The 11,804-nt window shown below is 43.4% G+C and carries 11 protein-coding genes; 3 read left to right on the top strand and 8 right to left on the bottom strand.

Annotated elements, in window-relative coordinates; all coding sequences use genetic code 11:
• Nucleotides 1-797: dihydrodipicolinate synthase family protein (locus tag ACK5MF_RS08035; protein WP_416921053.1), on the bottom strand; the 797-nt coding region annotated here is incomplete at its 3' end.
• A gap of 9 nt (nucleotides 798-806) precedes the next feature.
• Nucleotides 807-1,943, bottom strand: a complete 1,137-nt coding sequence (locus ACK5MF_RS08030) for an iron-containing alcohol dehydrogenase (RefSeq protein ID WP_416921051.1) — start codon at nucleotides 1,941-1,943, stop codon at nucleotides 807-809.
• 199 nt (nucleotides 1,944-2,142) lie between these two features.
• Here ACK5MF_RS08030 and ACK5MF_RS08025 point away from each other — a divergent pair, with 199 nt between their 5' ends.
• From ACK5MF_RS08025 to ACK5MF_RS08015, 3 genes are read left to right on the top strand one after another with little or no spacing between them, the layout of a single operon-like run.
• Nucleotides 2,143-3,441: a four-carbon acid sugar kinase family protein gene (locus tag ACK5MF_RS08025; protein ID WP_416921049.1), complete on the top strand. Its 1,299-nt coding sequence runs from the start codon at nucleotides 2,143-2,145 to the stop codon at nucleotides 3,439-3,441.
• Nucleotides 3,438-4,424, top strand: a complete 987-nt coding sequence (gene pdxA / locus ACK5MF_RS08020) for a 4-hydroxythreonine-4-phosphate dehydrogenase PdxA (protein WP_416921047.1) — start codon at nucleotides 3,438-3,440, stop codon at nucleotides 4,422-4,424. Before ACK5MF_RS08025 ends, pdxA begins: the two co-directional genes overlap by 4 nt.
• Nucleotides 4,421-5,176 carry a DeoR/GlpR family DNA-binding transcription regulator gene (locus ACK5MF_RS08015; protein ID WP_416921045.1) on the top strand — a complete coding sequence of 252 codons (756 nt, stop codon included), beginning with the start codon at nucleotides 4,421-4,423 and terminating at the stop codon, nucleotides 5,174-5,176. Before pdxA ends, ACK5MF_RS08015 begins: the two co-directional genes overlap by 4 nt.
• A gap of 100 nt (nucleotides 5,177-5,276) precedes the next feature.
• On the opposite strand, the gene ACK5MF_RS08010 is transcribed toward ACK5MF_RS08015, so the two are convergent.
• The 6 genes from ACK5MF_RS08010 to ACK5MF_RS07985 all read right to left on the bottom strand — a co-directional run bounded on the left by ACK5MF_RS08010 (nucleotide 5,277) and on the right by ACK5MF_RS07985 (nucleotide 11,800).
• Nucleotides 5,277-6,260 carry an HAD family hydrolase gene (locus ACK5MF_RS08010; RefSeq protein ID WP_416921043.1) on the bottom strand — a complete coding sequence of 328 codons (984 nt, stop codon included), beginning with the start codon at nucleotides 6,258-6,260 and terminating at the stop codon, nucleotides 5,277-5,279.
• Between the two features lie 138 nt (nucleotides 6,261-6,398).
• A complete protein-coding gene (locus ACK5MF_RS08005; RefSeq protein ID WP_416921041.1) occupies nucleotides 6,399-7,658 on the bottom strand; it encodes a hypothetical protein in 1,260 nt (419 codons plus the stop codon).
• Nucleotides 7,651-9,360, bottom strand: a complete 1,710-nt coding sequence (locus ACK5MF_RS08000; protein ID WP_416921039.1) for a VWA domain-containing protein — start codon at nucleotides 9,358-9,360, stop codon at nucleotides 7,651-7,653. The genes ACK5MF_RS08005 and ACK5MF_RS08000 overlap by 8 nt, the downstream gene beginning before the upstream one ends.
• The gene (locus tag ACK5MF_RS07995) at nucleotides 9,353-10,348 is read right to left on the bottom strand and encodes a VWA domain-containing protein (protein WP_416921037.1); all 996 of its coding nucleotides are present in this window, start codon (nucleotides 10,346-10,348) and stop codon (nucleotides 9,353-9,355) included. Before ACK5MF_RS07995 ends, ACK5MF_RS08000 begins: the two co-directional genes overlap by 8 nt.
• A complete protein-coding gene (locus tag ACK5MF_RS07990; protein ID WP_416921035.1) occupies nucleotides 10,341-10,853 on the bottom strand; it encodes a DUF4381 domain-containing protein in 513 nt (170 codons plus the stop codon). The genes ACK5MF_RS07995 and ACK5MF_RS07990 overlap by 8 nt, the downstream gene beginning before the upstream one ends.
• Entirely contained in the window at nucleotides 10,850-11,800 is a 951-nt protein-coding gene (locus tag ACK5MF_RS07985) for a DUF58 domain-containing protein (protein ID WP_416921033.1), read from the bottom strand. The genes ACK5MF_RS07990 and ACK5MF_RS07985 overlap by 4 nt, the downstream gene beginning before the upstream one ends.
• Nucleotides 11,801-11,804: the final 4 nt, after the last annotated feature.

Here is an 11,804-nt window from a genome sequence, read left to right as displayed (position 1 = left end):
TCACCCAGTAAATTCATCATTTTCTTCACAACCGCAGGAGCAAAAGCGATTGGATATAGCGTTGATCTTAAGTAGTTAATTCTTTCTTGAGCCTCGTTAGCCAAACCCTGCTCATCCTGTTTAAAGCCGCGGTAAACTTGGTTAACCAAATCAGGTACTATGTTGGCAATTCCAGAAATACATCCAACGCAGCCCAGTTGATAACCGGTAAGAATTAAAGAATCAGGTCCCGTTAAAACATCGAAATTTTCTGCATCGTTGCTAACAGAAAGAAATCCTTGCAAGCTTTCCAACGATCCCGCACTGTCTTTAATGCCGTATATGTTTGGATGTTTAGCAAGTTCAGCTGCGACTTCAGGCGTAATAGTGTTACCTGTACGCGCTGGAATGTTATAGAGGTAAACAGGTACTGGCACAGCATCAGCAACTTGTTGGAAATAACGAACAAGCTCTTGTGGCCTTAAAGCTGAAAACCAAGGAGTAATCACAGATACGGCTTTAATACCCATTGCTGCAACATCTTTACCATGAGTGATTGTTTGAGCCAAAGTTGTTTCACCAATATGAGTAACAACCAGTTCACTATCTTTGGCTTCATCAAGGCAAATCTCTGTCACTCGGCGTTTTTCAGCGTCATTCAAGACAAAGAACTCACCATTTGTTCCGTTACAAAAAATCTTATTGCCATTAGAAACCTGCCTGCGAACCTGAGCTCTTAGCGCTTGTTCATCAATAGCGCCTGCCTCGTCAAAAGGCGTGACAATGGCTACGTGTGGACCAGTAATTGGGCTAGTCATAATAAGTCCTTAATTTGTGATACTTTGGTAAAGTTTCAGAACATCATCTTCCGTTACTTTTACCGGGGAATGATTCAGCAAACGAGTCACTTGCATAGCACCAGCAGCCAATTCAGGTAACTGGTCTCGTTCAATACCAATTTCGTTTAATGTAGTAGGCAAGCCAAGCTTGCTAACCAGTTGCTCCAGATACTCAACTAAGGCAGCAGCCATATCAGGCTCAGACAGCTCAAGATCAGCGTTTGGAAGAAGACGATAGACGTTAGCAAGCTTCTCTTCACAATGGCGATAAACATGCTTCATAACGGGAACAAGCAATAATGAATTCGCCAAACCATGAGGAATCTTGTATTTGCCACCAAGCGGATAAGAAAGCGCGTGAACAAGGTGGGTTCCCGAATGAGAAATAGAGGCACCACCGTAATAAGACGCCCATAGTAAGTTCAGACGAACGGTGAGATCTGTCGGAGCTTCAATCACCTTTTCGATATTGGCAAAAAACTTCTGCATGCCAATCATCGCGTAATTGTCACCAACAGGATTAGCAACACTCGCGGTATAACACTCAATCAGGTGACACAATGCATCAATGCCTGTTGAAGCTGTAATATGAGAAGGCATCGAAGTCGTTAGTTCAGGTGCTAAAACAACATAGTCAGGTAGCATGACAGGTGAAATAATACCGACTTTAGTTACTTTCTCAGGCAGAGCGATAATTGAGTTTGGCGTCGCTTCTGCACCTGTACCAGCAGTGGTTGGTACAAGCACAAGTGGGATTCTGGATTCTGGCTTTTCACCGTTTAATAGCTGATTGAAACGCTCCAAAGAAGGAGAAGAACCAACATATAACACTGAAATCAACTTAGAGATATCTAAGACGCTACCCCCACCAATACCTAAGACAACATCGACTCTCTGGGGCAATGTATTGATTAAATGTTCGACATCATGATTGGTCGGCTCAGCAGGCAAATCGCTAATCAGCGTGTAGTTATAACCTTGGTTATCCAACGATGATAATAGAGACTGTACTTGATCCAGCTTAATCACATTGTTGTCCGTCATCAGTAATAAATGGTCATCACTTGATAGGACACGCAACATCTGTTCAACGCCGCCACTTACTACTGTTGTAAATATATTCATTCCTTTCCCTTAGCCTAAATGATTGTTTTTAATCATCTCATTCATCAAACAATCATATTTATACATAAAATCAGATTTTAAATGCGGGATTTAGCTCACAAATAATCATAATGATTAAATTTAATCAAAAAAGACTTTATTAAAGTGATTTTTTGATTACAATGAATCCAGTCGATAAATCTTGGAGTACAGAAATCGCATGAAGGAAGAAATAAACAAACCGAGCTATATCATTGCTGATGACTTTACAGGTGCAAATGATATAGGTGTCGCGTTGGCTTCTTCAGGTGTCGCAACAAAAGTTTTGTTAGCAGCAGCGAATACCGAACGCACCTCATCTCATGTTGGTGTTATTTGTACTGATTCCAGAGATCTAGAAATAGCAGACGCAAAATCAGCACTAAAACTTGTTTCCCAGAGCTATCAATTAGCTCAGCAACAACCTCTTCTTATAAAAAAAGTGGACTCAACATTACGCGGGAACATTGGAAGTGAAATAGAAGCATTGCTTGAGGCTGGCTACAAACTAGCAATCGTCGCCATTGCAGCTCCTTTTTCCAAAAGAAAAACCATTAACGGTATTTGCTATATCAATGACATACCACTAGCTGAAACCGAATTTGCGTCTGATCCTAAATCACCAATTCACTCGTCCCGAGTTGAATGCATTATTAAGTCTCAAACTACCTGTGAGACAGCTGAATATCTCTACCCTAAACAAAAAAATTCGTCACATATTCAAAATTTTGTTCAATTTTATGAAGCTGGTACTGAAATTATCGTATGCGATACGCAATCCCATGATGATTTGTATTCACTTTATAGCGCAGCGAGCCAACTGAATGTTCCGGTAGTCTTTGTTACTACTGGAGAACTCACCCACGCGCTTGTGAATAAAAAGTTGAATTTAGAGTTGCCTATAGAAACGACGGACTCTCCCGTTTTAGCAATTATCGGTTCAATGAGTGCAATGACACTCAAGCAGTCTCAATACTTAATTGATAATGAAATAGCTAAAGTCGTTGATTTGGAACTCAATGAGCTCTTGTCCGAAAACTATAAAGCCTACTTGGAAAATATTGCGTTTAAAGCAGCAGCAATTTTGCGGGCAGGAGACAACTGTGTTGTACGCAGTTGTAAAAGCATAGAACTAAGACATGAGTTGAAAGCAATTGCCGCAAAAAACGACTTATCACAAAAGCAATTAGCTGAGCACGTTCGCGAATGTCTGGCTGAACTGGCTTATCAAATCATTGCATCAGACCACCAACAATTAGGTGGAATGATTCTTTGCGGTGGCGACATCGCCATAGCAACTGCTCGGCAGTTAAACGCTTCCTCATACCAAATCGGAGGCATGGTTGCGGACTGTGTCCCTTGGGGATTGCTCGATAGCGAGCTCACTCCGTTTCCAATCTTCACTAAAGCCGGTGGCTTTGGCAATCCCGCTACTTTTTCCCAAGTTATTCAACAATTACATAAAGAGGTCAGACAATGAAAGGTGTCATTGGTATCACAATGGGCGATCCTGCAGGGATAGGGCCTGAAATCATTCTTAAAGCACTCGAGACAAATTCTCTTTCAGGAACCAATTGCGTTGTGATTGGCAGTGCAGAAATTCTTCAGATGGTAATCGATAAAAAATTGGCTAAGCCACAGAAAATCAACATCATCAACAAAGTCAGCGAAGCTCAGTTTGAATCAGGAATCGTGAATGTTCTTGATACGCCTTTGACTGACCTAGAAAATTTTGAGTTCGGTAAAGTACAAGCTCAAGCGGGTGATCTTGCATACCGCTGTATAGAAACAGCGACTACGCTAGCGTTAAATGGCGAAATTAGTGCTATTGCAACTGCGCCATTGAACAAAGAAGCACTGCATCTAGCAGGACATCACTACCCCGGGCATACAGAGCTACTTGCAAAACTTACTGACACCAAAGATTACGCTATGGTGCTTTACACAGATACTTTACGCGTTATCCACGTAACGACTCATATCGCATTACTTAAATTTTTACAGACACTCAACAAGACTCGCGTAAATACGGTGATTAAAATCGCTGACGAGTTCATGAAAAAAGCAGGCTTTGCTCAACCCAAAATCGCGGTTGCAGGCGTGAACCCACATGCTGGCGAAAATGGTCTATTTGGGCAAGAAGAGATTGAAATTCTAACGCCATGTATTGAAACCATGAAACAAGAAGGTCTGGATGTTTATGGTCCTTGCCCGCCAGATACTGTGTTCTTACAAGCTTCACAAGGTCAGTACGATATCGTTGTCGCTATGTATCATGACCAAGGCCACATCCCGTTGAAATTGATGGGCTTTTACGATGGTGTTAACATCACTGCCGGATTACCTTTTTTCCGCACTTCAGCAGATCATGGCACAGCCTTTGATATTGCTTGGTCAGGTAAGGCGAATCCCGAAAGTATGGTTAAATCCGTCGAGCTGGCGGTCAAATTGAGCAATGTATGAAAAATCACCGCGTTGAGCAGATAATTGAATTCCTTAAACACCATAATTTGGTGACAGTCGATGACTTAGTGAAAGTTGTGGCGGCATCTCCCGCCACAATTCGTCGAGATTTAATAAAGCTCGATGAACAAGGAGTCATTACCCGAACCCATGGTGGAGTATCGCTTAACCGTTTTGTGGCAAACCAGCCTACAACCAATGAAAAGATGCTGCGTAGTATGCGAGAGAAGCAACATATCGCAGAAACTGCAGCAGAACTGGTACAGGCTGGTGATTCTGTAGTGCTGGATGCCGGAACCACTTCAATGGCATTAGTGAAAAATCTTATTCACTTACCCATTAGAGTGATCACGGTTGACTTGCACATCGCGCTTTTCCTCTCTGAGTTTAAACAGATTGAAGTCATTGTGACAGGAGGGACTGTCGACCACAGCAGTCAATCCACGATTGGCGAACACGGTAGACAATTGTTACGCTCAATCAACCCGGACATTGCATTTTTAACCTGCAATAGTTGGAGCCTTGAAAAAGGTATAACAACACCGACAGACGAAAAAGCAGCGTTAAAGCGCGACATTATTATTAATGCTAACAAGAAAGTCCTGATTGCGGACAGCTCTAAATACGGTGCTTATTCGCTGTATAAAGCATGTGATTTGGTTGATACCACTCATATCATCACAGACACCAACCTCGAAGACGAAATTCAGGCAAAAATTCGCGCAAAAAATATCGCGTTAATCACAGTATAAAAAAAGCCGCAATCACTCAAAATTGCGGCTTCTCATTTACTGTTACTGCATATTTTCACCAACAAATGCAGTTGGTTTGGTTAGCAGAGTTTGGAAAGCACTAGTTTGGATAAACAGTTTTCCACTCTTTCGCCATATCCACCACAGCCCAACCTTTTGCTTTTGCTTCGTCTAAACCTTTGTCCAAACGACCAACATGCGACTCGCGATCGTATTTGTATTCGCGTTTCTCATCGGTATGGTGAATGTACATTGGGAAACGCAGACCTTTTCCTGCGTATGTCCATTGCAACATAGCTAAATCACCGTCTGAGTTACCAAATGCAGCAATGGGTTGACGACCAATACGCTCGTAAATTTCTAACGCTTTCATCTCTTTGTCATCGTTAACCAAAACTTCAGGCAAACGTTGGATCTCTGGTATGCCGTTATTCATCACATACTCAGTCTTAAAGGTTGTACCGACCACTTGTTCTGGCGGGATACCGTAAACAGACTCGACCCAAGCACGCATAAAGCCTGTACCGCCACCCGAAACGATGAAGGTTTTGAAGTCGTTTGCGCGTAAGTAATCAAGCAGTTCCAGCATTGGTTGGAACACCATATCAGTATATTTCTTACCTGTGATTGGATGTTTCGCTGTCGCAATCCACTCTTTAACAATTGCGTCAAACTCTTCGGTGTTCATACCAGCATGAGTGGTATACAACACTTTCATCAAATCTTCGGTATGCAGGTTCTTGATATCATCTTTCAACACACTGGCGAATGGCTCTTCCGTCTGCCAATCAGGATGGGAAGGAGCTAAAGCTTTTACTCGATCAAGTGCAAATTGCACCTGGAAATACATTGGTTGCTCAGACCATAGTGTTCCATCGTTATCAAATGTTGCGATACGTTCAGCGACTGGAACAAAATCTGGCGAGTCTGCTTTCGTTACCGCTTCAACAAACTTGATAATCGCCGTTTTTGAAGGACCAGCATTCCAAGACGGAAGAGGATCTGCAGCCGCCCAAGCTAAGTTGAGAGAAGCTAAGCTAAACAAAACCGCCACGGCATATTTTTTAAAATGAACCAGTTTCACGACGTTCTCCTTATTGATAATTATTATGCCACCAACACCTTGGATTAGTGACGGTCACCCTAGCACCGATTGCTATCTTGTATACAATCAACTTGTATACAATAAACTTCTCGATTGCATTTCGTTCTACCCGAAAGGCTACTTATTAATGCTTTCTAATTCAGGTAGTGCTTTAGAAATAAACACTTTGCGTTGAGCTTTACGTTTTATATTTCGCCAAAGCAGCAGCATTAATCGACGGTTCGACTGCCCAGCCTGCATCTGTAATGATCTCTCCTGTAGCTTTTCGTTTTTCAGAGTTTCGCTCATTATCAGTTGCCCTGTCGTTAAGCGAGCTTTTCTGTACAGTAGCGTACGCGCAAGTGACCACTTACCTTTTAGAATAGCTCCGTAATAGCTAACCCATTGAGGAGAAGGATGAGTTCGGTAATAACGACGCACAGCCAGCGTTATGAACACCACCACTAGCAACACTACGAGTGAGCTGAATATTACGTAACGATAGGCTTTTAGCCAAGAGGATAACGTATGCTTCACATGTAAGTTGTAGCCCTCAATCGTTATCTTTTCTATGCTTTGTGTTTTTGTATTCCACCACCAAATTTCAAAACTGGGCCAACTGATGTCTCCCCCTTGCTGCAAAACATAGCTGATACTGTCTTTACGTTTTGAAATGTAACCATCACGGCTTTGTGTGTCGGTTAATTCTGGTGGATTCCTATACCCTTGCCAGGCATCACTGACCGGGTTTGACATCACATTCGGTAATAACACGGATAACGAATCTTGTGCCTCAATCTCTATGACACGGGTGATCACATCCCCAACTTTTGGATCTTCAGACGAAACTTGCCAATCTTGTTTCACCGTCACATCACTAGCAGCAAACCAAGGTTGAGTTCCACCTAATTCTGCATTGGGGATCTCGACTCTAAATTTTTGCGCTTGCGTTTCTAATGTCACCAGTTGCTTTTGACCGTTTTTACCTGCCACCTGCACATCTAAAGAGACAGGAGGTACGATAAAATCTCCGCTTTTCTGTGGATAAAGAACGACTTCCCACAACTGACGGGACCATGTTTGCCCTTTTTCACGAACCGTAGAGTTTACCGCGAACGGGTTACGGCGCTTAACCAGCACATCGGGAATTTCTAGCGCCGAAATCTTGGTTCCAGCCGTGAACCAAGTATTAGTAGACACTTCGATATTGAGAACAACTTGCTCAGTAGGTGCAAACACTTGCACCTTATTTGTTGATTCATCTCCAATCCATGTATGCACTGTAACCTGCGTCGGTTGTGATTCCTCAGCAAACGCCATACCGCTTAAAGCCAATAAGACCATCAAAACCAAGACACGCATAACTTCAGGCAAACGCATTTGAGTTAAGTTATTCATTTTTCGTGTCCTCAACCCTAAGTACTCTAGAACCCGCTTGGTTATATTGAATCTGAAACTTAGATTGAAGGAAGCGACTAGGATCAGCTTCCACTCGTTTTAGCCACACTTCCGCAAGTTTTGGATCGCCCAAGATTTGTTCTGCGCTAAGCTGCTGCTTTTTCATAAGCTCTTCAGTGGTATTCTCATCTGCACCATCAGAGGTTTGTGGTTGATCATCAGGTAATTCAATCGAGACTTCCTGATCCATATCCATACTGTTGGCTTGAGATTTACTCATGGTGTTGATTTCATCAATCAGCGCGGTAATCACTTTGAGGTTATAGGCAATATTCCCTTGCAGAGCTTTATCCAGATCGGGGAGCTCGTTTAGCTGCCTTAACAGCGCACGAGCAGCTACATACTCTCTTTGTCTGGCTAATGCACTGGCAGCATAATAAAAACCTAACGGCGTGTTATCTTGCATAAAAGCAGTGTTAGCCAGTTTGAATTCCCCGGCGTAGTAATAAGCAATACCTTTGTTCAGTGGTTTCTGATAATGCGCGGCGGCTTGCTGGTAATCACCACGATTAAACAATCGCTGCGCTTGTTGATCCGGTGTTAACCATAAATCCATCCACCATTGTTCCGTTTTGTTCCACAAAGTCGTTGGTTGTGTGGCAACTGCAGTTTCGGCTTTGCTCTCGACCATACCCGCTGCTTGGGCAGAATTGGGCATAAGTAAGGGCATACTCACAACCATCACCAAGCTCCATTTGACCAGCCAACCTTTTCTAAACCATAACAACATCAGCAAGACCAATGGATATAACAAACGATACCCTTCATCTTGCCATGGCATTGAAGAATCACTGTTGATCAGCATGAAGCGCTCAATTTGACGATTTAGTTGCGTAACATCTGTATCATCAATGCTCATTTCAATCAGTTTGCCATTGGTTTCTTCAGCCAATGTTCGCAAAGATGCGATATCCAGCGGAGAATCAACAGCAACGTCTGAATTACCCACCGCAAGAATCAGCAACTGATAAGGGCGAGTTGCAAAATAGCGCGTAAAATCGCGAATGGTGTTGGCATCGACACCATCGGTCACTAGGAGAAGAGAATTCCCTTTATTGGCTTCAATCTGCTGTGTTAACAAAGGCAGAGCGGTTTGCGGTGCTTTACCTGCGAGCGGCATAATGTCGGGTTTTAAAGCAGACAGATAAGGAAAAATAACCTGATTATCTTTGGTTAAAGGCATGGCGACATGTGAACTTCCGGCATACACCATCAGTCCGGTTTTACCACCAGCACGAAGTTCCGTTAAATCGGTAATTTTATGTTTAGCACGTTCTAGCCGACTTGGCGCAACATCTTTCTGCTGCATACTTTCGCTATTATCCAGCAAGATCATCAGTGAGGCAGCATCTTCGCCAAACGGAGAGGCTTGCTTTTGCCACGCAGGTCCTGCACAAATCAGTACGGATAAAACAAGTAACAAGCTGAGCATTTTAAGCGGCAACTGATTGCTCCAACCGGAACGTTGCACGGTCAATGCATTACGTAGATGAGCAGGAAAAAATGCAAAGCGATTTTCGTCCGCACTGACCTTCCAGCGCAGATAGAAAATTATCGCTAAAGGTATTAACGTCAACAACCACCAAGGGCGTAAAAAATGAAATTGCGAAACATATTGCCATTCAAGCTGCCAATCACTCATTTGGCACCTCTCGTAATCGTTTAATGGTGAGCGCACCAAATACCAGTAGATGTAATATAACCAAAGCGACAATCAGATAATGGTGGAGGCTGATCTTAGGACGATATGTCGCCATGTTGTAAGTTTGTGGTTCCAGCTCATCAATCAATTTATACGCTTCGCTCAACGCTTGCTGATCGATTGCCGTAAATGAGCGGGCTTTAGTGAGAGCGGACACCCGCTCTATCACGTCCATATCTAGCGGCTGCTCACCGACAGTCTCAGGATCACCCATCGCGATCATGTATATTTTGATGCCTTTAGCAGCCGCAATTTTGGCCGCATCAATAGGTTCAACGAAACTGCCTGTATCGTTGCCATCCGTCAGTACAATCATCACTTTTTGCTGCTCTGGATCTTGATTCTGCTCGAACACTTTGATGCCAAGCCCCATTGCATCACCAAGGTTAGTACTTTGCCCTGCCATCGCAACGTCAGATTCATTGAGCAAATTCAACCACACAGCTCGGTCTGCGGTAAATGGCGTTTGAACAAAGGCTGAATCGCCAAACAAAATCAAACCAAAGCGGTCACCTTCACGGTTCGCTACAAATTCTTCCAACACTTGCTTTGCAGCTTGAAGACGCGTTAAATGTTGTCCGTTAGTCGTAAAATCTTGTTCTGCCATTGAACCGGACAAGTCGACTACGACCATCACATCACGCCCAAACTCTTCTCTGGTTTGTACTTCGCCCAACATGCTTGGATGTGCCAAAGCCGTGACTATCAGTAACCATGAAATAAACAATGTGGTCTTTTGCCACCATTGTGAAGTTAATAACCCTGCGGCTTCTTTCGGTGATTCATTTAACGCTTCAAGAATCTGAGTGAAAAACGGTACTTTGATGGCGCTTTCACGGCTGTGGTATGCAGGGACGAGCCAGTAAACCAGTAATGGCAAAGGCAACAATACAAAGTACCAAGGATGTGCAAATTCAATGCTACTCATGATCACCTTCTAACATCACTTGATGGGTGTTAACCCAAACAATCAGACGGCTACGGGTATAGTCAAAATCTGGGTATGGCGACTTGCAATTCTCGGTACACGCCAACCACTGTTGAGTGGCTTCATCATGGCGGAAATTATATTCGCAGTGATTGAGATGACCTGATTGAGATAAAGAATCCATTTTCGACAACAAGTTAACGCCATACAAAGCCGCATTTTGTTTATCTATATATACCAGTACTGCTTTGATGATCTTGACCATTTTATAAGGCCAGTTAGCATCATCTGGTTGAAGAGATTGCAGCGCAACGATGGCTTCTTTACGATAACGGTTTTTCCACCAATGTTTGCCATAGCGATACCCTCGATAAATTGCATACAAAGCAACGAGAGTGAATACTATCTTCCAACCAATGGTCTGAGGAAACCAACTGAACACTTCGGGTAACTCCACATCACGGAGGTTTTTCAGCATGTAGCTGTCTGGCGGTTTTGGGATCATTTCATCACCTCCAGATACTTAGCGAGTTGAACAAAATGGTCACCCTGAGTACCAATCTCGATGCAAGGCAGTTTCTGTGCCGCCATTAACATTTTCAATTGCTCCCGTTTTTCTTCATGCCGTTGCTGCAACGTTTCGTAAGCCTTTTCACTCTGCTTACCTTGCTGTAAAGCAAACTGATATTCACCATCACCAATCACCCAAGGGGCATTTAAGTGCTGGGTCGGCAAAGCAGATTCCAGCGGATCGGAAACAAAAATGCTGATGACATCGTTGTGTTGATGCAGATACTGAAGTTGACGTAACGTCTGTTCATCAGCATCAATGAAATCACTGATAATGATAAAGGTCGCCGACTTGAGCTTTTTCGCCTGTAACGCTTTAAGCCAGTGACTCATACCCACATGAGCGACGCTTTGCGTTTGCACATTGAGTTTGTGGTTGGCTTGAACCAATTCGTTCAGCCCAAGCAAGTAGGATTTCCCACCACGTTTAGCCGAACGCCAGTGAAATTTTTGGTGATCACAAATAAGAAAACCGACACGGTCGTTTTGTGCTAGCGCCATCCAACCCATTAACGCAGCAGTTTCAGCCGCCACGACCGATTTCATATGACTTACCGAACCAAAGAACATGGCACTGCGTTGATCAACGCATAGAATAATCTGCCGATCTTTCTCTTCGGTATAGCTACGCACATGGGGTTTGCCCGTACGTTGCGTCACTTTCCAGTCCATTTGGCGAATATCATCGCCTTTTTGGTAATGACGCAACTCTTCGAAGTTTAAACCACGTCCGCGAGCATGAGAGTGATAACGTCCAGACATCTGAGCCCGCGAATAACGAGCCCCCAATAAATTGATATTGGATACATGGCTTCGTGTACGGTTAAGTTGTCTGATATCGACGTAAATTCGCGGGTCTAAGCGGTTGTGCTTATCATCCATAGCG

This window comes from Vibrio sp. (assembly GCF_047973365.1).
Classification (GTDB): domain Bacteria; phylum Pseudomonadota; class Gammaproteobacteria; order Enterobacterales; family Vibrionaceae; genus Vibrio.
Note: the sequence above shows the minus strand (reverse complement) of the source record. Positions and strands in the feature narration are given on the sequence as shown.